The 24,012-nt window shown below is 28.3% G+C and carries 22 protein-coding genes; 10 read left to right on the forward strand and 12 right to left on the reverse strand.

What is annotated here, in order from left to right; genetic code table 11:
- Positions 1–590: 590 nt before the first annotated feature.
- The 3 genes from rplS to trmD all read right to left on the reverse strand — a co-directional run bounded on the left by rplS (position 591) and on the right by trmD (position 3,253).
- Positions 591–941, reverse strand: coding sequence for a 50S ribosomal protein L19 (rplS, locus tag SHK09_RS13610; protein WP_319811336.1), 351 nt, complete (start codon positions 939–941; stop codon positions 591–593).
- Positions 942–1,054: 113 nt separating this feature from the next.
- Positions 1,055–2,533, reverse strand: coding sequence for a glycosyltransferase family 39 protein (locus SHK09_RS13615; protein ID WP_319811337.1), 1,479 nt, complete (start codon positions 2,531–2,533; stop codon positions 1,055–1,057).
- A gap of 42 nt (positions 2,534–2,575) precedes the next feature.
- A complete protein-coding gene (gene trmD, locus SHK09_RS13620; RefSeq protein ID WP_319811338.1) occupies positions 2,576–3,253 on the reverse strand; it encodes a tRNA (guanosine(37)-N1)-methyltransferase TrmD in 678 nt (225 codons plus the stop codon).
- A gap of 174 nt (positions 3,254–3,427) precedes the next feature.
- On the opposite strand from trmD, the gene SHK09_RS13625 reads away from it, so the two are divergent.
- The 5 genes from SHK09_RS13625 to SHK09_RS13645 all read left to right on the forward strand — a co-directional run bounded on the left by SHK09_RS13625 (position 3,428) and on the right by SHK09_RS13645 (position 9,657).
- Positions 3,428–4,282: a PPK2 family polyphosphate kinase gene (locus tag SHK09_RS13625; RefSeq protein WP_319811339.1), complete on the forward strand. Its 855-nt coding sequence runs from the start codon at positions 3,428–3,430 to the stop codon at positions 4,280–4,282.
- A 46-nt stretch (positions 4,283–4,328) separates the two neighbouring features.
- Positions 4,329–5,156, forward strand: a complete 828-nt coding sequence (locus SHK09_RS13630; protein WP_319811340.1) for a 3'-5' exonuclease — start codon at positions 4,329–4,331, stop codon at positions 5,154–5,156.
- 23 nt (positions 5,157–5,179) lie between these two features.
- Positions 5,180–6,058: a carboxypeptidase-like regulatory domain-containing protein gene (locus SHK09_RS13635; protein ID WP_319811341.1), complete on the forward strand. Its 879-nt coding sequence runs from the start codon at positions 5,180–5,182 to the stop codon at positions 6,056–6,058.
- A 44-nt stretch (positions 6,059–6,102) separates the two neighbouring features.
- The gene (locus tag SHK09_RS13640; protein ID WP_319811342.1) at positions 6,103–6,588 is read left to right on the forward strand and encodes an ABC transporter ATPase; all 486 of its coding nucleotides are present in this window, start codon (positions 6,103–6,105) and stop codon (positions 6,586–6,588) included.
- Between the two features lie 150 nt (positions 6,589–6,738).
- Positions 6,739–9,657: a glycoside hydrolase family 3 N-terminal domain-containing protein gene (locus SHK09_RS13645; protein ID WP_319811343.1), complete on the forward strand. Its 2,919-nt coding sequence runs from the start codon at positions 6,739–6,741 to the stop codon at positions 9,655–9,657.
- Positions 9,658–9,739: 82 nt separating this feature from the next.
- Here the strand turns inward: SHK09_RS13645 and SHK09_RS13650 are convergent, their stop codons facing one another.
- From SHK09_RS13650 to SHK09_RS13675, 6 genes are all read right to left on the reverse strand, one after another.
- Positions 9,740–10,816, reverse strand: a complete 1,077-nt coding sequence (locus SHK09_RS13650) for a lysophospholipid acyltransferase family protein (protein WP_319811344.1) — start codon at positions 10,814–10,816, stop codon at positions 9,740–9,742.
- Positions 10,817–10,819: 3 nt separating this feature from the next.
- Entirely contained in the window at positions 10,820–11,749 is a 930-nt protein-coding gene (locus SHK09_RS13655; protein ID WP_319811345.1) for a bile acid:sodium symporter family protein, read from the reverse strand.
- Between the two features lie 11 nt (positions 11,750–11,760).
- Positions 11,761–12,402, reverse strand: coding sequence for a DUF4159 domain-containing protein (locus SHK09_RS13660; RefSeq protein ID WP_319811346.1), 642 nt, complete (start codon positions 12,400–12,402; stop codon positions 11,761–11,763).
- Between the two features lie 85 nt (positions 12,403–12,487).
- Positions 12,488–13,195, reverse strand: a complete 708-nt coding sequence (locus tag SHK09_RS13665; RefSeq protein WP_319811347.1) for a 16S rRNA (uracil(1498)-N(3))-methyltransferase — start codon at positions 13,193–13,195, stop codon at positions 12,488–12,490.
- A 100-nt stretch (positions 13,196–13,295) separates the two neighbouring features.
- The gene (locus tag SHK09_RS13670) at positions 13,296–14,414 is read right to left on the reverse strand and encodes a GTP cyclohydrolase (RefSeq protein ID WP_319811348.1); all 1,119 of its coding nucleotides are present in this window, start codon (positions 14,412–14,414) and stop codon (positions 13,296–13,298) included.
- Positions 14,415–14,429: 15 nt separating this feature from the next.
- Entirely contained in the window at positions 14,430–15,599 is a 1,170-nt protein-coding gene (locus SHK09_RS13675; RefSeq protein WP_319811349.1) for a transporter, read from the reverse strand.
- Between the two features lie 177 nt (positions 15,600–15,776).
- Here SHK09_RS13675 and SHK09_RS13680 point away from each other — a divergent pair, with 177 nt between their 5' ends.
- From SHK09_RS13680 to SHK09_RS13700, 5 genes are read left to right on the forward strand one after another with little or no spacing between them, the layout of a single operon-like run.
- Positions 15,777–16,043 carry a DUF4834 family protein gene (locus SHK09_RS13680; RefSeq protein WP_319811350.1) on the forward strand — a complete coding sequence of 89 codons (267 nt, stop codon included), beginning with the start codon at positions 15,777–15,779 and terminating at the stop codon, positions 16,041–16,043.
- Between the two features lie 42 nt (positions 16,044–16,085).
- Positions 16,086–18,512 (forward strand): YfhO family protein, encoded by a 2,427-nt coding sequence (locus SHK09_RS13685; protein WP_319811351.1) that lies wholly within the window; start codon positions 16,086–16,088, stop codon positions 18,510–18,512.
- Entirely contained in the window at positions 18,509–19,699 is a 1,191-nt protein-coding gene (locus SHK09_RS13690) for a glycosyltransferase family 4 protein (RefSeq protein ID WP_319811352.1), read from the forward strand. The genes SHK09_RS13685 and SHK09_RS13690 overlap by 4 nt, the downstream gene beginning before the upstream one ends.
- A complete protein-coding gene (locus SHK09_RS13695; protein WP_319811353.1) occupies positions 19,696–20,961 on the forward strand; it encodes a glycosyltransferase family 4 protein in 1,266 nt (421 codons plus the stop codon). The genes SHK09_RS13690 and SHK09_RS13695 overlap by 4 nt, the downstream gene beginning before the upstream one ends.
- Position 20,962: 1 nt before the next feature.
- Entirely contained in the window at positions 20,963–22,450 is a 1,488-nt protein-coding gene (locus SHK09_RS13700; RefSeq protein ID WP_319811354.1) for a lipopolysaccharide biosynthesis protein, read from the forward strand.
- Here SHK09_RS13700 and SHK09_RS13705 read toward each other — a convergent pair.
- Genes SHK09_RS13705 through SHK09_RS13715 form a run of 3 tightly spaced genes read right to left on the reverse strand, consistent with a single transcriptional unit; the run spans position 22,441 to position 24,011 of the window.
- Positions 22,441–22,752: a DUF6122 family protein gene (locus SHK09_RS13705; protein ID WP_319811355.1), complete on the reverse strand. Its 312-nt coding sequence runs from the start codon at positions 22,750–22,752 to the stop codon at positions 22,441–22,443. The genes SHK09_RS13700 and SHK09_RS13705 overlap by 10 nt on opposite strands.
- Positions 22,753–22,769: 17 nt before the next feature.
- Positions 22,770–23,348: a Crp/Fnr family transcriptional regulator gene (locus SHK09_RS13710; protein WP_319811356.1), complete on the reverse strand. Its 579-nt coding sequence runs from the start codon at positions 23,346–23,348 to the stop codon at positions 22,770–22,772.
- Positions 23,349–23,402: 54 nt separating this feature from the next.
- Positions 23,403–24,011 carry a WbqC family protein gene (locus SHK09_RS13715; protein WP_319811357.1) on the reverse strand — a complete coding sequence of 203 codons (609 nt, stop codon included), beginning with the start codon at positions 24,009–24,011 and terminating at the stop codon, positions 23,403–23,405.
- Between the last annotated feature and the right edge of the window lies 1 nt (position 24,012).

Genomic DNA, 24,012 nt, shown 5'->3' on the forward strand with positions numbered 1-24,012 from the left:
GTTGATTAATTATTATTAATTATGTGTTTTTTATAGGTATTTAGTAATAAAATATCAATATTAATGCGAATAACATTTTATAGCAAAATAAAAGCCATATCAAACAATTTCTTGTTGTGATATGGCTTTTTTGAAATAGTTATTGAAACTACTTTGTATTGCTACAAAATAAATAAGAATACACTTATATTTCAACTATTTAGAAGAAATTATACTTGCTATTTCATTTTTTGAAACATCCTTAATTTTAAAAGAGTTTGTAAAAATTTTAAAATTCTTATGAATACTTCTGTTGTAATCTTCAAAATTTAAACTTCCAAAAAAAACTTTCTACAGCTATATATATTTAGGAGGAACAACTTATAAAGAACGTTACTTTATTGGTCAACTTTTAATTTCTTAGTATTTGAATACTAAGCTACTTAAAAAGTAAACGCTGTTGTAAATAGAAGTTTTATTTGAATGATAAGCATGAGTTTAATCAATTAGTAGTCAATATTTTAAGAACTAAGGTTGTTAATATTTGTTCATTAAAAAAAGCGTTGTAATTTCTCACAACGCTTTTTTTTAATTTATGTAAAAAGAGATTATTATCTTCTTTTTTCAGTAATTCTAGCTTTTTTACCAGTAAGACCTCTAAAGTAGAAAATACGAGCTCTACGTACTTTTCCTCTTTTGTTTACTTCAATTTTTTGAATAGAAGGTAAGTTTACAGGAAAAATTCTTTCTACACCAACAGTACCAGACATTTTTCTGATTGTAAATGTTTCAGAAGCTGCAACTCCTTTTCTTTGAATAACTACACCTCTAAAAAACTGAGTACGTACTTTATCTCCCTCTTTAATTTCGTAATAAACAGTGATTGTATCACCAGCTGCAAATTCTGCAAATTCTTTTCTTGCTACGAATTCGTCTTGTACAAACTTTACTAAAGCTTCCATATTCTTTTAATTTAATTAATTTTGTAAAACAACGTTCACGATTTCTTCGTCAGAGGTTAAATTAGCGGTTGCAAAAGTAGTGCTTTTTTTTAGTTGATAAAATTAAAAGCAAACTATTTTTTTGGTTGATAGTCAGTACAATAGAAAACCCAAAATTTTCTACTTTCTTTTCCGTTTATTTTAATGATGATTGGCTCTAATTCTGTTACTTTTTTAAAGTGAGTAATTAATAAAGAGTCAATTTTTCCTAATTTTTTATTATCATTAAAACGTTTATCAGAATCTATAAAGATTGCATTTCTACCTTTTAAACTTAATAGATCGTCACCTAAATAATCAAAGTGTAAAGCAGGTAGTCCAATTATGTTTTGAGCGTATACCTTACTATCCATAAAAAAGTTTAAACAAGCAGATGTTTTATAGTTATCATTAGAAAAAACAAAAGTATCTGAAAATTTTTCTTGTAATTTTTCTGTTTCCCATGCTAATTCTTTCCAACCAACCCAAGTATCATCACTTTTAATAGGTGCTAAATAAAAGATAATTTGCAAGCTAACTAACAAGTGAAAAACAATAGAAAATAATATTTGAATTTTTAATAATTTCTTATTTATAAACATTCCTGCTAGAATAATACCTGTAATATAAGATGGCATCATCCAATTTAATTTTACCCAATAAATAGGGGTAAGTAAAAAGAAACCAACAAAAGTAGGTATAAAGAAGGCTAATAGAAATAAGGTTTTAGAACTTGGAAGCTTAAATTTAAGTAAAACTCTTTTTATATATTTAAATGTAAAGGTGATAAATATTAAAAATAAAATGGGCAGTAATAAAAACATTTGATGCCCAATTGCGCCAAAGAAATTTTTGGGTGAAATTTTAAATTCTGTTATAGAACTTGTTCTTTCTGATGATTGAAATGCAAAAGAAGCAAATTCATTTTGGTAATTCCAATACCAAACAGGAAAAGTGATAGCTACAGAAATTATTATAGAAAGCCATAACCAAGGAGATTGCAATAACTTTCTGTATCTATTAGAGAAAACAAGAAAAGCGAATAAACCTAATTGTAATAAAATTGCAGTGTATTTGCTATCGAAAGCTAATCCCATAGCAATTCCTCCTAAAATAAAAAACCATTTTTTTTCTTCAAAAATTGCCTTGTACAAACAAATTAAACTGAGTGTCCAGCATAATAATAAAGGTACATCTGGTGTAGAATTAAATGATAAAATAGAAATAAATATTGTAGAAGCTAATAAAACAATTGCTCTTTGTAGCTTTTGTTTCGATAAGAAATAAGAGGCTAATTTATAGAAGCTAAGAATTGTTAGTGTGGTTACAAAAAAATCTGCAAATTTTACTACAAATATTGAAGTCCCAAAAATATCTGTAAAAAAACGTAATATATAACCAATCATTCCTGGGTGGTCGAAATAGGAAAGAGATAAGTTTTGGCCGTATAAATAATAATATGCGTCTTGGGGCATTAAGCCCATAAATGGTAATAAGATCAATCTAAATAATTGAAATCCTAAAACCCAAGAAATGGCTTTGTTACTTTTTATAAGGTTCGTTATCGTTTTCAATTTTTTTTATTCAGAAATTAATATTAAAAACTTTTAAGAGGGTTATTCTTCTAATAGATCTGGTCTAATTAGCTGCGTTCTTTCATATGCTTGGTCACTTCTCCAATCGTCAATCTTTGGAAAATTACCAGACAGTAATATTTCAGGAACCTTAGTTCCTTCGAAATCTGAAGGTCTTGTAAATACAGGAGGTGATAATAAATTATCTTGAAAAGAATCTGTAAGTGCAGATTGTTCGTCTCCAATAACACCAGGTATTAAACGCACAATAGCGTCTACTAAAACAGCTGCAGCTAATTCGCCGCCGGTTAAAACATAATCTCCAATAGAAATTTCTTTTGTAATAAAAAGATCTCTAATTCTATGATCTACACCTTTATAATGGCCTGTTAAAATTAGAATATTTTCTTTTAGAGAAAGTGTATTGGCAGTTCCTTGGTTTAAAGTTTTTGCATCTGGAGTCATGTAAATAACTTCATCATAGGTTCTTTCAGATTGTAATTTTCTTATGCAATTTGCAATTGGTTCAATCATCATTACCATTCCAGCGCCACCACCAAATTGTGTATCGTCTATTTGTTTATAATTGCCTAAACCATATGCACGTAAGTCGTGTATAATAATTTCTGCTAAACCTTTTTCTTTTGCACGTTTAATTATCGAATGATTAAACGGACTTTCTAATAAATCTGGGGCTACTGAAATAATATCTATTCGCATGCTACAAATGTAGGCTTTTTACGGAATTATAAAAATATGGATTTTAATAGAATTTGCTAAGTATAACATTTAAACGATATCATTTTTTATTGAATTAATTTCTTTTAAGAAACTAAATTTAAAAAGGTGAAAAAAAGTTTATTTTTTTTACCTTTAATGTTCAATAGAACTAGTATGAATTTAGATAAATATAAAGTTTCTAAAAGTATTAATCTTAAAGATTTTAATACAAAAGAAGTTATAGAAGATGCTGAAAAAAAGCTAAAAAAGCTTCGTAAGAAATTAAGCAAAACACAAGATACTATGTATGCCGAAGGCAAATATAGTGTGCTAATTTGCTTACAAGGAATGGATACTTCTGGTAAGGATAGCTTAATAAGAGAGGTTTTTAAAGATGTTAATGCACGTGGTGTAGAAGTACATAGTTTTAAGGTGCCAACAGAATTAGAGTTGAAACATGATTTTATGTGGAGACATTATATTGCTTTACCTGCTAAAGGAAAAATAGGTGTTTTTAATAGAACGCATTATGAAAACGTTTTGGTTACAAGAGTACACCCAGAATATATTTTTGGTGAAAATATTCCGACAATTAAAAAAATTGAAGATTTAAATGATGCTTTTTTTCATGATAGAATGGAAAGAATAAATGATTTTGAGAGTCATTTAGTTAAAAACGGAACTATTGTTTTAAAATTCTTTTTAAATCTGTCTAAAGATGAACAAAAAAACAGGTTGTTGAGAAGATTAAATATTCCTGAAAAAAATTGGAAGTTTTCTGCTGGCGATTTAAAAGAACGCAAGTTGTGGGATAAATATCAATTTTGTTATCAAGATTTATTAAACAGAACTTCTAAAGAAAATACGCCTTGGTTTATAATTCCTGCAGATAATAAACCTTCTGCTAGATTTATTTTGGCAGAAATATTACAAAAAGAATTAAATAAATACAATTTTAAAGCACCAGAATTACCAAATAAAGTAGCTGAAAAAATTGAAGAGTTTAAAGCAGAATTAAATAACGAATAAGAGCTATAATTCCTTTTTATTAGGAATCTCATTATAAAAAATAAAAATGAACTTAAATTTAACAAAACCCATTGTATTTTTCGATTTAGAAACTACAGGTGTAAATATTGCAACAGATAAAATTGTAGAAATAGCTATTTTAAAAGTGTTTCCTAACGGAAATAAAGAAAGTAAAACATGGTTGGTAAATCCGGAAGTAGAAATACCACAAGTTTCTATTGATGTGCATGGTATTACAAACGAAAAAGTAGCAACAGAACCTACTTTTAAAGAATTAGCTATACAAATTAGCGAAATGATTGCAGGTTGCGATTTGGCTGGTTTTAATTCTAATAGATTCGATATTCCTTTATTAGCAGAAGAATTAATGCGTGCAGGAATCGATTTTGATATGAAAAATAGAAAAGCAATAGATGTGCAAGTTATCTTTCATAAAAAGGAACAAAGAACCTTAAGTGCAGGATATCAATTTTACTGCGGTAAAGAATTAGAAGGCGCACATGGTGCAGAAGCAGATACAAACGCAACGTATGAAATTTTATTGGCTCAATTAGATAAATACGACGATATAGAAAACTCTGTAGATGCTTTAAGTGAATATTCTACACATGGTGTTAGAGCAGATTTTGCTGGTTTTATTTTAATGAATGATGCTAACCAAGAAACATTTTCTTTTGGAAAATATAAGGGGAGAACTGTAGAAGAAGTTTTTAAAGAAAACCCAGGTTATAATAATTGGATGCAGAATGCAGATTTTCCTTTGTACACTAAAAAAGTATTAAAAGAAATTAAAGATAGAATGACTGTGCCAAAAAAGAAAATGTCTGATGGGGAGAAATTACAAGCTTTACAACAGAAGTTTAATTTACGATAGATTACTTTATTAAAATAAATAAGATGAAAAAACTAATTTTCTTTTTACTGGTAAGTTCCCAAGTATTTAGTCAGAAAATAGATTTTAGCGGAAAACTGTTAGATTTTAAGACTAAAGAACCAATAGTTTATGCAAATATTAGTTTTTTAAATTCTAACAAAGGAATATCATCACAAGAAAATGGTGCATTTAATTTATTAATAGATAAGAAGTATTTAGAATCTAAAATTCATATTTCTTGTTTAAATTATAGAGACACTATTGTTAATGCAAAAGATTTACATAAAAACACATTGTTTTTAAATCCTATTTCAGAAGTTTTAGAAGAAATTGTTTTAACAAAAAAAATAGATAGAAGTGTTACGTTAGATGTTGTAAAAAAGAAAGTGGAAGCTGTACATACTTCTGGTATGAGAATGATAGCCAAATATTTTCCGAATTCTAAGAAAACAACTTGCTGTAATTATATTTCTACTATAGAAATTCATTTTTCTAAAAGACATTCTAAACAATCTAAATTTAGATTTAGAATTTTTGATGAAGATAAAGAGACAGGTTTACCAAATAACGATTTATTAAAAGTGAATTTGCCATTAGTTTTAAAAGAAGGAGAATTAAAACTAATTGTTAATTTAGAAGAATATGATATTGAAATGCCAAAAGATGGTTTATTTGTAGCTTTCGAAAAATTGTTTATTCCTTTTAATGAATATGGAAAAGATGTAAATAATATTGATGCTGAAACTTACTATTCGCCAGTTGTTGGTTTTACAAAATATCCTAAAAAGAAAGAAAATATGCTGTATTTGTATGTTAAAGGAAAATGGCAAAAATCTCCTTTGACTAAAATAAAGCATTTTAAAAAATATGCGCCTGCAATATCAGTAACGCTAACAAATTAATAAGATTGTTTTTATTAATAAGTACAATTAAAAGAATTTAAAAAATGTTTACAGAATATAAAAATTTACCAAATAATTCTCGTGTTTGGATTTATCAAGCAGATAGAGAATTTACAAATAAAGATATAGCCTTTATAACTTTAAAAGCAGAAGACTTTATAAACCAATGGACACGCCATGGAGACGATTTAAAAGGATCATTTACCATAAAATACAATCAGTTTTTAGTGCTGGCAGTAGATGAAAGTTTTAATAATGTTTCTGGTTGTTCTATAGATAGTTCTGTTCGTTTTGTACAAGCTTTAGAAAAAGAACTTTCTTTAGATTTAATGAATAAAATGAATGTTACTTTTAAAGATAATGAGAATATTAATTTAGTAAAACTATCAGATTTTCAAAGGTTTGCTAAAGAGCAAAAAGTTACTGCAGATACTATTGTTTTTAATAATATGGTAGCTACCAAAGAAGATTTCGAAAATAATTGGGAAGTTCCTGCAAAAGAAAGCTGGCATAAACGCTTTTTGGTATAACTATTGTTTTTAAATTAGATAGTTAAAATAGCAATTACGCTGCGTTAGGGATTGAGCGGTTTGTTTGAGCTCTTTTTATTTTTGTTTAAAAATAAAAAAGCGAGTAGCGAAAGCCTGTTAAAACGCCCAAAAAAATATTATAAAATTAGTATGAAGAATAAAATATTATTACTATTAATAATTGCCTTAAGTTGTAATTTAAGCGCGCAAAGACTAGATCCGTTAAGAACTAAAGATTTTGCTGCGCAAGAAATTTGGGTAGATAGTATAATGAATTCTATGTCTGTAGATGAAAAAATAGGACAGTTATTTATGATACAAGCCTATTCTAATCTAGATAAAAAACACGAAGATTTTGTTGTTAAAATGATTACTAAATACCATGTTGGTAATTTAATTTTTATGCAAGGAACGCCAAGGAAACAGGCAGCATTAAATAACAGATATCAAGATTCTGCAAAAGTACCTTTGCTAATTGGTTTTGATGGTGAATGGGGTTTAGATATGCGTTTAAAAAATACGTACCGTTTTCCTTGGAACATGACTTTAGGAGCAATACAAAACGATTCTTTAATAGAACAGTTTGGAAAACATCTTGGGCAACATGCAAAAAGAATAGGAATTCATGTGAATTTTGCCCCCGTAATAGATATTAATGTTAATCCAGAAAATCCTATTATTGGAAATAGATCTTTTGGTGAAAATAAAGAAAATGTAACAGAGAAGGCGATTGCTTTTATTAAAGGAATGCAAAGTGAAGGTGTTTTGGCAAATGGAAAACATTTTCCTGGTCATGGAGATACCGCGTCAGATTCACACCATACATTACCTCTTTTAGAGTTTGATGAAGCACGTTTAGATTCTATAGAATTATATCCTTATAAAAAAACGTTCGATGTTGGTTTGGCAAGTGTAATGACAGCCCATTTAAATATACCAAGTTTAGAGCCAGATGTAAATTTACCAACATCACTTTCTAAAAATGTAGTTACTAATTTGCTGCAAGAAAAATTAGGGTTTCAGGGGTTAATTATTACCGATGGTTTAAATATGAAAGGTGCTAGTAATTATGCTACTTCTGCAGCAATAGATTTAGCAGCTATACAAGCAGGTAACGATTTGCTATTAATTCCGCAAGATGTACCAGGTTCTGTTGCACTAATTAATAAAGCTTTAGAAACAAAAACATTAACAGAAGAGCGTTTAAATTTTTCTGTTAGAAAAATTTTAAAAGCAAAATATTGGGCAGGTTTAAATAATTACCAACCTATTGTTTTAGAAAATATAGAAGCAGATTTAAATAGAGTAGAAGATGAGTTGTTGCATAGAGAATTGGTAAAAAACTCTTTAACTTTAGTTAAAAATATTAATGGTAATTTACCAATTAGAGATCTAGAAAAACAAAAAATTGCTTACGTAAAGTTAGGTGATGCAGATAACAGTTCTTATGTAAATATGCTTAAGAATTATACGAAGATAGATGTTGTTTCAGATAAAAACTTAGACGCACTAATTTCTAAATTAAAACCTTATAATTATGTAATTATAGGTTTTCATAAATCGAATTTAAACCCTTGGAAAAGTTATAAGTTTTCTAATAAAGAATTGGTTTGGTTGCAAGAGATTTCGAGAGAAAAATCTGTTATTTTAGATGTTTTTACAAGTCCTTATAGTTTATTGCAAATAAAAAGTTTTGCCAATATAGAAGGTTTAGTTGTCTCTTACCAAAACAGTAAATTGGCACAAGAAATTTCTGCACAACTATTATTTGGCGCAATTACAGCAAAAGGAAAATTACCCGTTTCTATTGGTGCTAATTATAGAGAAGGTTTTGGTCTTGCAAGTAGTAATTTAAGTAGATTCGAATATACAATACCAGAAGCTGCAGGTTTATCTTCTAAGAAATTAGCAGAGATAGATAAAATGGCAGACACTATTATTAAGCAAAAAATGGCACCTGGTTTACAAATTTTTGTAGCTAGAAATGGTAAAGTTGTTTTAGAAAAAAGTTATGGTTATCATACACATGATAAAAAGCTAAAAGTTAAAAATTCTGATATTTATGATTTAGCTTCTCTTACTAAAATATTAGCATCTTTACCTTTAATGATGAAGGCAGAAGAGGAAAACAAGATTCCTTTATCTGCAAGTTTAAGAGATATTTTACCTAGTTTTTCTAATTCTAACAAGGCTAAAGTAACCGTAAAAGAAGTGCTTTCTCATTTCGGACAATTAAAAGCTTGGATACCTTTTTATATAGCAACACAAGACAGCGTTACTCATAAAAACTTAACTACATTTTACAGAAAAACAAAGACAAATAAATTTAATATAAAGGTTGCAGAAAACCTATTTATAAATCAGAATTACAAAGACAGTATTTATAAATATATAAAAGATGCAGACCAAAGAGAAAGAGTTGGTTATAAATACAGCGATTTAGGATATTATATTTTTAAAGAAGCGTTAGAGTTAAAATATCAAAAGCCTTTAGAAACTTTGGTAGACGAGCAGTTTTACCAATCTTTAGGAGCCGATAGAACAACTTATTTACCACTTAAAAAATTTAATAAAAGCCAAATTGTACCAACAGAAAGAGACGATTATTATAGAAACCAATTATTACAAGGTTATGTGCATGATATGGGTGCTGCCATGTTAGGTGGTGTTGGTGGTCATGCAGGTTTATTTGCCAACGCAAATGATGTTGGTAAGATCATGCAAATGTATTTGCAGAAAGGTTTTTATGGTGGTAAACGTTACTTAAAAACAGAAACGTTAGATAAATTTAACCATAGGTATTTTTCAGATAAAAACGTAAGAAGAGGTTTAGGTTTCGATAAGCCACAATTAAACCCACGTGTAAAAGCTACTTGTGGTTGTGTGTCTGATGAGAGTTTTGGGCATTCTGGTTTTACAGGAACTTATACTTGGGCAGACCCAGAAAGTGGTTTGGTATACGTTTTCCTATCAAACAGAGTGTACCCTAATATGAACAACAGAGGTTTAATTAGAAGTAACATGAGAACTAAAATACAGCAAGTAATTCAAGATGCTATTATAGATTAGAAGCTATTTCCTGCTTTTCGCACTCGCTTTTTTTGTAAAAGACAAAAAAGAGCTCAAACAAATGCTACAATCAGGGCTAGACTTATTTGCTAACTTCTACAAATTCTATATGTTTTTTAGCATTTGTAGGCGCTAGTTTTACATAAATAAGAATTAGCAAAGCAGAAAATGTTAAGTAAAATAAACCAACTATATTTCCGTAATATAGGCTTAGAACATGTGCTTGTAAACAATAAAAGAAACTACATAAAAATAGATTTAAACTAAATCTAAAAGTATCTATAAACTCTATTTCATCAATTTTTTTAGAAGCTTGTTTCCAAAGTAAAAACGGAATAATACTATTTAATACTATTAAATAGAAAAGAGGCTTCAAGTAATTTTTCTTTGGAGATTTTTTAGAAGGAAATGAATGGTTTTTAATCATTTTATTTATCTTTTTTACTTCTGTAAAATCTACTTGAGCATTATTTAGCTTTTCTAAAATAACATCATAATTTTCATTATCAGTAATATGAACAGTTAATGTTTTTAATTGTTTAGACACGTTTTCTTTTAATATATTTATAGATTTTGCTAACGTGTTTTCTTCGAAAATATTTCTTGTAGTAATTGGTTTTCCGTAATTTACAATAACCTTTGCAGGGAAATGAGAAGGGTGTTGGTAAGTAATTCCTACAGGAATAACAGTTATTTCTAAATCTTTATATTTTTCTAAAGCACCAAAAACAATTCTAGTAAAACCTTTACTTAATGGTCTAATCGCTCTTTTTTTATCGTGGCTACCTTCAGGAAAAATCATTAATGATTCTCCTTTTTTTAAAATATTATGGCATTTTTCGAAAATCTGTTGGTTGTTTGCTAACTGCTGAATACCGTCTCTAATTCTATAAATAGGCATTAAGTATAAAGATTCTAAAATCTTTTTTACAATAGGATTTTTAAAAGAAGCTGCTCTAACTAAAAAATGATTTTGTCTGTTATTAGTTGTAGTAACATATAGAGGATCTACCAAACCATTTGGGTGATTTACAGCAAATAAAACGGCACCTTTCTTCGGAATATTTTCTCTACCTAGAACTGTTATTTTTTTACTGTAAAAAAATAAACCAAACTTTATATAGCTCCAAACTAGTGTAAACCAAATTTTTTGAATCATAAATTATAGTGCTTTTAATGTCTTTTTTTTGCTAGATTTTCTTCCCCAATAGGTAGCTAGAAGAATTCCAGAGAAAACATCCCAAATTCCCCAGAAAGCAGCTAATAAAGCCATTCCGCCTAAACCGTCGAAGAAACCAAAGATTAATAATAAACCCAAACCACCATTTTGTATACCCGTTTCTATGGCAATAGTTTTAGTGTCTTGTTTGTTTAAACCGAAACTTTTAGCGGTGTAAAAGCCTAAAATGTATGCAAAAATATTATGAAAAATAACCAATAGAATAACATGATGAATATGATTTGCAAAAACGTCTAAGTTTTGAGAGAAAGCAATAAATATAAGAGCTATAAAAACCAGCATCGATAAAGGTTTTAATACTTTTTCTATTTTATCTGCCATTTTAGAATGGTAATGTTTTATAAGCATTCCAAAAAATAATGGAATTCCTAAAATTAGAGAAACCAGTTTTAATAAATCTACCCAGTTTAGTTCTACCGTTTCTAAAATAGCATTTGTTGGTTCATATAAACTTCCCCAGAAATGTAAATTAAAAGGAGTCATAAAAATACAAATTAAGGTGGCAAAGGCAGTTAAGCTTACAGATAAAGCAGCGTTTCCGCCAGCCATTTTACTAAAAAAGTTAGAAACATTTCCTCCAGGGCAAGCAGCAATCATCATCATTCCTAAAGCAAAACTAGGATGAGGTTCTATAATTAATATTGCAAGAAAAGTAAAAGCAGGTAATAAGAAAAATTGAGATAAAACACCTACAAAAAGTATTTTAGGTTTTTTTAAAAGACGTTTAAAATCATCAATAGAAATACCTAAAGCGACACCAAACATAATAATACCAATTGCAATATTTAAAACCCACAATCCGCTAGCATCGAAGTTTATTTTTATAGCATCTATATCTATTTGGTTTTGCATGCATTATAATTTTAGTTCTTAAAAGCGTATTCAATAATATTAGAACCCATTTTTAAAGCTTTTTCTCTTACGCTTTTAGGGTTGTTGTGTATAATTTCGTCTTCCCAACCATCGCTTAAATCGGTTTCGTAATCATAAAAAACTACTAATCTACCTTCATAGAAAATACCAAAACCTTGTGCAGTTTTTTTGTCATGTTCATGAATTTTAGGAATTCCGTTAGGAAACTTAAAAGTCTGGTTATAAATAGCATGATTACTTGGTACTTCTTTAAAATCTAACTTCGGAAAAACTTTTTTAATTTCTTTTCGTATAAATTTATCTAAACCATAATTATCTGAAATATGTAAAAAACCACCAGAAATTAAATAATTTCTTAGGTTTTGTGCTTCTTCACTAGAGAAAAAGACATTTCCATGGCCAGTCATAAAAACCATTGGAAAGCTAAAAAGGTCTTCATTACCTACAGCAACAGTTTGTGGGTTTTTAGAAATATTAGTTTTTATATTTGTGTTGGCAAAGGCTACTAAATTAGGTATTGCCGTTGGGTTAGAATACCAATCTCCACCACCATTATATTTTAATATAGCAACGTCTTGCGCATTTACAGTAATACATATAAAAGTAAAGATTAGAAATATATTTTTTTTCATAAAGTAAAGAGTTCTTAATATAATTTCTAAGAAAAACAGAAATTTACGCGAACAGAAATTTTGTTATGCAAAGCAAGATAGTGAATTACTGATTGATAAACGAAACAATATTTACAGCAACTAAAGCAGCTGTTTCTGTTCTTAATCTACTTTCACCTAAAGAAATAGGCGTAAAATTTTTAGCTAGTGCTTTTTTTATTTCTTCAGTAGAAAAATCGCCTTCTGGTCCTATAAGAATTGTTGTTTTTTCTGAAGGTTTTATAACAGATTGTAATAAGTTTTTGTCTTGTTCTTCGCAATGAGCAATACAAATGTTACCATTAAAATCTTTATTAATAAATTCATTAAACTTTATTGGTTCATTCAGTTTTGGTAAGGTAAATTTTAAAGACTGTTTCATTGCAGACTGAATAATTTTTTCAAATCGTTCTAGTTTTACAATTCTACGTTCAGAATTAGAACAAATAATTGGTGTAATTTCATCAATACCAATTTCTGTTGCTTTTTCTAAAAACCATTCTATTCTGTCATTATTCTTTGTAGGTGCAATTGCAATGTGCAAATAATAATTCCAAGGTTTTGGTTTTTCTTCAGCTTTAATAATTAATGCAGAGCATCTTTTATCGTTAGCAAAACTAATTTCAGCATCAAATAAATATCCTTTTCCGTTTGTAATTTTTAGAATATCGCCTTCTGTTTTTCTTAAAACACGTACAATATGTTTGCTTTCGATTTTATCGAAAGTTATTTGTTGTGTTTCTGTAGAAATTTCTGAATTATAGAATAGTTGCATGTATTAAGTTTTCTAAAGTTTCTGTCTTACAAAGGTACAAAGGGGTATATAAATAGCGTTATAAAGACAAGGCATTTTCGTTTAAATGAAGTGCGCTTAATTAAATATTTTTTTTATAAGTTCTTCGTCTTTTATGTGTTACAGGATTAAAGTTTTCCCATAATTTTTTTATGGCTTCATTATCTTCTAACTCTGGTGTTCTTATGCAATTATCAATTCCTAAAGGAGCAAATGTTTTTGTGTATTGATCGAAAATAATTGCATGTACACCTTTATTTTGGTAATCTGGATGCACGCCAATTAAATAGAACGTAACATCTTTAGAGTGCTTTCTCGCTTTTAATAAATGAAACAAGCCAAAAGGGAATAATTTTCCTTTAGCCTTCTGTAAAGCTTCCGAAAAAGAAGGCATTACAATTGCAAAAGCTACTACTTTATTATGCTCATCTACCACGAATTTTATATATTCTGGGTTGATAAAACTAATATATTTCTTCTTAAAAAATGCAATTTGAGCATCGGAAATAGGAACAAAAGTAGATAGCTTAGAATAAGACTTATCAAAAACCTCAAACATTTCATCTACATAAGGCATTATGTCTTTTGTTTTTGTAAAATCTAATGCTTTTAGCTTAAAACGTCTTTTTATAATACTACTTATTCTATCAAAATAAACAGCATCTACATTTTTAAATTTGAACTTATTTTCTAAATACTCTTTCTCTTTAACAAAGCCTAATTTTTCTAAATGGTCTTTGTAATATGGGTGATTGTACCAAGTAATCATGGTTCCAATATGGTCGAAACCTTCAACTAAAACGCCTGTTTTATCTAAGTTATTAAAACCAACTGGTCCTTCTAAATAGTCTAACTTATTCTCTAAACCTATTTCTTTTACTTTTTCTAATAAGGCTTCAGAAACCTTAATGTCATCAATAAAATCGAACCAGCCAAAGCGCATTTTCTTAATTTGTTGTTTTTCAACTTCAAACCAATTAATTATAGCTACAATTCTACCAACAATTTCGCCGTTTCTAAGTGCAATAAAAAACTGTGCGTCTGCATTTTCGAAAACAGGATTTTTCTTTGGATCAAAATTATCAACTTCATCTTTAATAATAGGAGGAACCCAATATTTATGATCTTTATATAATGAAAAAGGAAACGTAACAAACTGCTTCATTTCCTTTTTATTTGTTACTTTTTTTAGTGTAATCATCTTAAAAAGTGAATTCTAATTATTACCATTTTTTTTCTTCTCTTCTTTCTTTATCTCCTCTTCCATCTCTTTTATTTCTCTTTCTAACTTTTCAATTTCAGTTTCTTCTTTTTTTACTTTTGGTTTTTTCTTCCCAAATAAACCTAGAAAGCCACCACTTTTTTTCTTTGTTTTTGCTTTTCGACTTCTAGTAGGTCTTGTTCTTGTACTTTTATCTTTTTTCTTGAAAATGCTAAAAAGACGATTAAAGAAACCATTTTGAGATTTGTTATATTTAGAGATAGGTGTTTCTTTTAATTCTAAACCATTATCATCTAATTCTTTGTAAGAATCTCTATGTCTGTTAATTCTGTAAGAAACTCCTAAACCAGCATAGAATCCTTGCGATTTTCCTTCAAAAAGTAATCTTCCAGAAGTATTAAATTGCAAATCTCTACTATATAAGTAGGCCACACCTAAACCTAAATTTGTGTTGTTTTGGTATTCTTTAAAAATAGTTTGGTTTTCAAAAAAAGCAGACCATTGATCTGTGAAATTTTGTGTTGCAGTAATAATGTAAGAGAATTCAGAAAAATCTGAGCCAATATTATCATAATAAAAATTGGTAATTACATTAAAATCTGTAGTAAGGTTGTGTTGTAGTAAAATACCTACTTTGGGTGTAATACTTCCTGTTTTATGAATTTCGTTTATAAAATCTGTATTCATACCCAAATACACAGCTACAGAAGGAATTAATCTTTTAGTATCAAATGCATGTCGTCGTTTCCAACTTCTAACTTCTTTAGACTTGTCTTCATATTCTTGCTGAAAAACTAAGTATTTTGCTCCAATTGTCATTCTACTAAAACCAGTAGAAGGATAACTAGAGGTGAAAATATTTTTAAAAGCAACTTTGTCTTGTTGGTAGGTTAATTGTGCATTCAATTCTAACTTTTCTAAAAAGAAGCTAGTTCTAAACATTAAATCTAAACCTAAAGATTGTGGTATCGAAAAGGTAGGTTCTATACTTGTATTTCTAAAAAATACGTTACTTTCAAATTGATAAACGCCAGTACCAACACTATATGGGCTTTCAGAAAAACCAGGTTTATTAGAGTTAATTACGTCTGTATATTGCGCAAAAACAGAAAGATAACCAACTAAAAAGAATACAATAAAAAGGTGTAATCTACTCACATTCATAGGAAAAGAAAAGGGTTTACATTTTAAGTATAACATGCTTCACAAACATAGGATAAAAAAGCTATTTTATAAAGGCAAACGCTACTTTTTTAGCTTTAAGAAAGTTTTATAGATTCATAACGCTTCAATTGTACTCAAATTGTTATTTTTGATATATTTTTTAAATTAATTTTATAAATGGGTTTACTTAAAACAATCTTTTTCATCGTTTTATTTTATTACGGATTTAAGTTTTTAGCAAGACTTTTTGCACCTTACTTAATGAAAAAAGCTGCGGAAACAATTCAGAAAAAAGCTGAACAGCAATTTGGAGGACAACAAAAACAGCAACAACAGAAATCTTCTGTAAAAGAAGGTGAAACAATTATTGATAAAAAACCAGGAAGCCAACAAGAAAGTAAAAAATCTGTTGGTGAATATGTAGATTTTGAAGAAATAGATTAATTTTTTCAATCATCTTTTTGTCAACCATAAAACAATATCGAAGTGAAACTTACTAAATTTTTTCCTTACCTAGTTGCTATTCTTATTTTTGCATTGGCTTCTATTATTTATTTTCATCCTGTTTTAAAAGGTCAGAAATTAAATCAATCAGACATTACTCAGTTTAGAGGAATGGTAAAAGATATTAATGATTTTAGAGCAGATAATAATGCAGAACCTTATTGGACAGGTGCATCTTTTAGCGGAATGCCAGCATACCAAGTAAGTGCTTATTACCCAAACGATATTGTTAGAAGTTTAGATAAATTACTTCGTTTCTTACCAAGACCAGCAGATTACACGTTCTTATATTTCTTAAGTTTCTTTGTATTAATGATGGCCTTAAAAGTGAATTGGAGATTGGCCGTATTAGGTTCATTAGCCTTTGGGTTCTCTACATATTTAATAATTATTTTTGGAGCAGGACACAATGCAAAAGCGCATGCAATTGCCTATATGCCATTAGTATTAGCAGGTGTTTTATGGGTTTTTCAAAGAAAATTTGTACTTGGTTTTATTGTTACAGGTTTAGCAATTGCTTTAGAAATTTATACAAATCACATTCAAATGACTTATTATCTAGGTTTTTGTTTACTGATTTTAGGTGTTGTAGAGTTTATAAATGCAATTAAAGAAAAACAATTTCCGGTTTTTATAAAACAAGCAGCAGTAATTATTGCTGCAGTTGCTTTAGGTGTTGGTGCAAATGCGCCACGTTTAATGGCAATGAAAGAGTATGCAGATTACAGTACAAGAGGTAAATCTGAGTTAACAATAAATTTAGATGGTTCTAATAAACAAGTTACAAAAGGATTAGATAAAGCATATATAACACAATACAGTTACGCTAAATTAGAAACTTTTAATCTATTTATCCCTCGTTTTATGGGCGGAGGAACTGTAGAAAAGTTAGGTAAAAGTTCTAACTTTTACAAATTTGTAGAAGAGAAAGCGGGTAAAAAAGCAGCTGCAGATTATTCTGAACAAGTATTAACGTATTGGGGAGATCAACCAATTGTAGAAGCACCAGCATATATTGGTGCAGTAATTTTCTTTCTATTTTTCTTAGGAATGTTTTTAGTAAAAGGAAGATTAAAACAATGGCTAGTAGCAGCAACTATTTTCTCAATTGTTTTAAGTTGGGGTAGAAATTTAGATTTTGTAACAAACTTTTTTATAGATTACATTCCTCTTTATAATAAATTTAGAGCAGTATCTTCTATACAAGTAATAGCAGAATTATGTGTGCCAATTTTAGCCGTTTTAGGTTTAAAAGAATTCTTTTCTTCTAAAATAGATGCAAAAGAGAAGCAAGAATATTTAAAGAAAGCTGTAATTGTTTTTGGCGGTTTAATTTTAGTAGGTTTTGGTTTTGCACACATGTTTGGTACGTTCGAAGGTTTAAGAGATGCACAACAATACAGTGAAATTCCTGGTTTTTTAGATGCAGTAATAGCAGATAGAAAAGCAATGTTATTTTCAGATAGTCTTCGTTCTTTGGTTTTGGTATTTATTTCTAGTACCGTTTTATGGTTTTTTCTAAAACGTAAATTAAAATCTGTTTTTGTAATTTTAGCATTAACCGTTTTTATTCTTTTCGATTTAATTTCTGTTGATAAGAAATATGTAAGTGCAGACGATTTTAAATCTGCAAGAAAGATAGAAAAACCATTTACGGCTTCTGCAGCAGATAAAAAGATTTTACAAGATAAAACACATTATAGAGTTGCAAATTTTGTTGTAGATCCAATGAATGATGGAAGTACCTCTTATTTTCATAATTCAATTGGTGGTTATCATGCTGCTAAATTAGGACGTTATCAAGAGTTATTCGATTTTCAAATAGCGAAGAATAACATGCAAGTTCTAAACATGTTAAATACTAAATATTTTATTATACCAGATGATAAAGGAAAGCCACAAGCACAACAAAATATTGAAGCAAATGGAAATGTTTGGTTTGTAGAAAAATTGATTCCTGTAAATAATGCAAATGAAGAAATACTAGCTTTAGATTCTTTAAATACAAAAAGAGCCGCAGTTATTTTAGAAAGTAACTATAAAGAAGCTAATTTTAATTTTTCTAAAGAAATAGATACTACTGCAACAATTAAATTAACAGAGAGTAATGTAACTACATTAACATATCAATCTAAAACAGAAAAAGCGCAGTTTGCTGTTTTTTCTGAAATTTATTACAAAGAAGGTTGGAATGCTTATCTAGATGGAGTATTAACACCTCATTATAGCGTAAACTATGTTTTACGTGGAATGAATATTCCTGCAGGAGCACATAATATCGAGTTTAAGTTTGAACCAGAAGTAATTAAAAAAGGAAAAGTGGTTTCTTTAATTTCATACGGTTTGCTGTTGTTTGTTTCTATTGGTTGGTTTTTTTATGATAAGAAAAAGAAGAAACAACAATCATGAAAATAGGAATGATTTTAGATGCTCCGTTTCCACCAGATCCAAGAGTAGAAAATGAAGCAGTTTCTTTGGTAAATAACGGACATGAAGTATTTCTTTTTTGTCTGAAATACGGTGATGAAAAAGAGTCTGAAATTATAAATGGAATTCAAGTTAAAAGATATGTCTCTAATAAATTTGAATATAAATTATCTGCATTAGCATATACAACGCCATTGTATTCATTTTTAATGAAGCAAAAAATCTCTAAATTTATTGAGGAAACAAAAGTAGCTGTTTTACATATTCATGATATTCGAATTGCAGAAGCAGTCTATAATTCTAATAAAAACAAGAAATTACCTGTAGTTTTAGATTTGCATGATAATATGCCAGAAGTAATGAAGCTTTATCCTCATTTGCAGAAATTTCCCGGAAAATATATTATTTCTCCTCAAAAATGGAAGCAAAAAGAAGAAGAGTTTATACGAAAAGCAGCTAAAGTTATTTCAGTTTCGCCAGAATTTTTAGAAACGTTGGCAACAAGATTACCTTTAGAAAAAGACAAACTAGTTTTAGTGCCAAATACTATTAGAAAGTCGTTTTTTGAAGAATACACCGTTGAAGAATCTCTAATAGAAAAGTATAAAAATAACTTTGTAATTCTCTATTTAGGAGACACACATTTAAGAAGAGGACTACAAACTGCTATTGCTGCATTAACTAAGTTAAAAGATAAAATACCTAATGTTAAGTTAGTAATTGTAGGTAAGAATACTACAGATGCAATACTAAAACAACAAGTAAAAGATTTGCAATTAGAAGATTTTGTAGATTTTGAAGGTTGGCAAAATGTTTCACTTTTTCAATCTTATATTTTAGCAAGTGAAATATGTATTTCGCCATTGCATAGAAATTTACAACATGACGTTGCGTATGCCAATAAGATTTTTCAATACATGAGTTTTGCAAAACCATTGTTAGTAAGCGATGCAATTGCACAAAAAAGACTTATAGAGAAAGTTGATGCTGGCTTGGTGCATAAAGAGAAAGATGTAGAAGATTTTTCGAACAAGGTTTTAGCTTTATACAAAAGTAAGCCGTTAAGAACAGAATTAGGTAATAATGGTAAAGAGTTTGTGCAAAACGAGTTTTGTTGGGAAGAAACTTCTAAAAAATTGCTTAACTTATATAATAATTTACACGTTTGAAAGTCTTAATAATTACATATTATTGGCCACCTGCAGGAGGTTCTGGGGTACAACGTTGGCTTAAGTTTGTAAAGTATTTACAAAATTTTGACATAGAACCTGTTGTTTATACAGTTGATGATGGTACATATCCTAAAGAAGATTTTTCATTATTAAAAGAAGTTCCTAAAAATATAGAAATTTTAAAACAACCAATTTGGGAGCCTACAGATGTTTTATTTTGGAAAAAAAATAAAGAACAAAAAAAAGGTGTTTCTAATGTTGGTAAAAACGGACTATTATCTTTTGTTCGTGGTAATTTTTTTATTCCAGACCCTAAAGTGTTTTGGGTTAAACCATCTGTAAAATTTCTTCAAAATTATTTAAATACCAATAAAATAGATGTAATAATTTCTACAGGTCCGCCTCATAGTATGCATTTAATTGCGCAGAAATTACATCAAAAAAATAATGTAAAATGGTTAGCAGATTTTAGAGATCCTTGGTCTAACTTATATTATAATAAAGATTTTAATCAGCTTTCGTTTGCCAAAAATAAGAATAGAAAATTAGAGAATTTTGTTTTAGAAAATGCAGATTGTGTACTTACGGTTAGTAATTCTCTTAAAGAAGAGTTTTCTAGAAAATCGAAGCGAGTAGAAGTAATTACTAATGGTTTTGATGATGAAGTTTTAGCTTCTAAAGAAGTTGTTTTAGATATTAAGTTTTCTATTTCTTATATTGGTTTGTTGCCAAAACAAAGCAATCCTAAAATTTTATTTAAAGTTTTAAGAGAACTTAGTTTAGAGAATTCGGAATTTGAAAAGGATCTAGAAATTAATTTTATTGGAGATATTTCTGATGAAGTAAAAGCTGAAGTTAAACTAAATAAGTTAGAAAGTAATACCGCTTTTCTTGGTTATGTAACGCATGAAATAGCAATTGAATATCAGAAAAAATCTCAAGTTTTATTATTGTTAATTCCTAATGTAGAAAATAACAAAGGTATTTTAACGGGTAAGTTATTCGAATATTTAACAGCAAAAAGACCTATTGTGGCAATTGGGCCAGAAAAAGGAGATTTATCAAAAATTTTAAAAGAGACTAATGCTGGTGTTGTAATTAATTTTGATAATGAAACAAAATTGAAATTAGAAATATTAGAATTGTATCAAAAATATAAAACAAATAAATTGACTGTTAGTTCTACAAATATTGAAAAATACCATAGAAAAGAACTTACAAAAAACTTAGCTTCTATTTTAAAAAGTTTAAATTCGTAGTATGGGAATTGTATTAAAGCAATCGTTAAAAAACACGTTTTTTATTTATTTAGGTTTTGCTTTTGGCGGAGTAAATACACTGTTTTTATACACTCGTTTTTTAGAAGATGAATATTATGGTTTAGTTACCTTTTTACTATCTACATCTAACTTATTAATGCCTTTAATAGCATTAGGTATTCATCATACTATTGTAAAGTTTTTTTCTAGTTATTTTACTAAACTAGAGAAAGATCGTTTTCTATCTTCAGTTCTTTTTTTACCTTTATTAATAGCAATTCCTATTGCTTATTTTGGGAATCTTTTCTATGAACAAATAGGAAATTACTTATCTGAAGAAAACCCTATTATTAAGAATTATACGTTTGTTATTTATTTAATAGCTGTTGCTTGTGCTTATTTCGAGATTTTTTACTCTTGGGCTAAAGTCCATTTTCAAACTGTTTTTGGTAATATTTTAAAAGAATTATGGAATAGAGTAGTGGTAATGATTTTATTATTCGCTGTTTATTTAGAGTTTATTACAAAAGTAGAGTTTATCTATTACCTTACAGGTGCATATTTTTTAAGAATGTTTATAATGATGTTTTATGCGCTTAAAATATACATTCCTAAATTTACGTTTTCTAAACCAGACAATTTTAAGGAAGTTTTACGCTTTTCTGGTTATATTATTTTGGCAGGAAGTGCAGGTGCAATTATCTTAGATATAGATAAATTTATGATTCCTGGTAAAGAAACCTTAGCAATTGCAGCTTATTACTCTGTAGCTGTTTTTATTGGTTCTTTTATTGAAGCTCCTAGTAGAGCAATGTTAAATATTTTACAACCATTAACTTCTAAAACATTAAACGAAGATAACCATAAAGAGGTTGCTTCTTTGTATAAAAAGAGTTCTATAAATTTGCTGTTAATTAGTGGTCTTTTCTTTGTATTGATTAATACAAATGTGCATCAATTATTTAATTTATTACCTAAAGAATATGCTGGTGGCGCACTTGTTGTTTTAATGATTTCTTTTTTAAAGTTGTATAACGGCTTTCTAGGAAATAATGGTGCTATTATAAATAATTCTAAATTTTACAGAATTACATTGCCTATTGGTATTATGATGGCAGTTTCTGTGTATTTATTAAATAAGCTATTTTATTATCAGTTTGAAATGGGAACAGATGGTTTAGCATTATCTACGTTAATAGTAATTTTTTGTGCCAATACTTTTAAATTATACTTTGTAAAAAAGAAGTTTTCTATTACACCTTTTACAGATAAAACAGTTAAAATGATTGCTATTATTGGTGTTTTATATTTAGCCTTTAATTTCTGGGATTTTCCTATTAAGAATGTATATATATTAGACTTACCTATTCATCCTATTTTAAACATTATTCTAAAAAGTATTCTAATAGCGGTAGTTTATATTCTTTTAATATTAAAGTTAAATATCTCTACAGAGTTAGATAACCTACTTAAAAAGTACTATAAATAACAATCGATATAATCTGTAAGCATATGAAAAAGTAATGCTATACAGAGTATTCTTGTTTTCTTAAAAACAAGTCCGAAAAAATAGATAGTTATTGCTATATAAGAATGTAAAGGGTGAAAATTAATACTACATCTAGTTTTATCGAAAATTGGGTTCGCCAATAAATGATCTAAGTCTACGAACATAGAAAATAAAAATATTAGATATACCGTTTTCCATTTTTTTCTAAAAAACACAAATGCTATTAGAAAAGGAAATAAAAAATGTAAACTATAGTGTAGTATAAATTTTGAAGTTATCATTCTTAAAGAATAAAAGCTTATTTTTTAGAATACAATTCTCTACGGATTCGACTTAATTGAACAGGTGTAATGTTTAAAAAAGAGGCTATGTGATATTGTGGAATTAAATTTTCTATATCTGGTATTTGCTCCTTAATCTTTAAATATCTTTCTGTTCCATTTAAAACGGATAAATCATACACTTTAGCTTCTAACTCTAAGAATACCTTCTCTAAGATTTTAGAATAAAAACCAGCAACTTCTAAATTCGTTTTTGTTAGTTCTATAAAATCGTAATAGTTTACCTCATATAATTTACAGTCGGATAAACAACCATAAGAAAATTTAGATTTTTTTTCTAGTATTAAAGCTCCTAATGCGCCTACAGCTCTTGTTGGTGTAAAAAGATTTCGAATATATTCTTTCCCTTTACTGTCTGTATAAAAGGATCTTGCAATACCTTGTTCTATAATATAAATATTCTTAGCTACTTCACCTGCTTTCGCTATTAAGTCACCTTTTTTAAGGAAAATTGGGGTTGCTATAGAAAAAAGAGTTTTTTCAGTTTCTTCTGATATAGAAATAAACTTGTCTAATGTAATTTTTAAATTGTTCATTCATTGTTGACTACCTTGGGATTGGGGGATTTTTTTTCAAGTAGACAATCAAATTTACGGCTTTTTTTCTAAAAAACTAATAGCATTTGGTCCTTCCATGAAAAGAAGGTCTAAAATTGATAGGTTAGAGATAAAACCATGCTTGTCATCAAACATCTGAATGTACTTGCTTACTTTGTGTGTTGGCTGATTTTTTATGTCTGCTAACGCCCTAAAATCAGTAGATTGGGTTTCTGTTGTGTAAGTAGTTGTCTTTTTAAATTTAGATTCTAATTGCAATGCTTCAGAAATAAACAAGAAAGTATCTATGTTAATATCTTGTAAAAATTTATATTCTTTTTCAAAAATAGGAGCAAGGTCATCTACATAAAACTCAAAAAAGGGCGAATTTCTATATGCCGTTTTTAAAGACTTAAAATGTTGATCTTGCCAAGGTGTTACATTTTCTACAAGAGTATCTTTAGTTTTCTTTCTACTACTAGAAAGAGGGTGTTTAACAGGTATATTTAATAACTGTTTTCCGTTTGTATTAAAAATATAACATCGATTACGATAACTCTGTTTTTGAAAATTATCATCCATTTCAAAAATTACTTCATCAGAATTTATAATTTCTGAATATTGTGAAATAGGAGAAAAATAAGTGGGTATAAATAATGACATT

The sequence above is a fragment of the Polaribacter sp. PL03 genome (assembly GCF_033875165.1).
Taxonomy (GTDB): domain Bacteria; phylum Bacteroidota; class Bacteroidia; order Flavobacteriales; family Flavobacteriaceae; genus Polaribacter.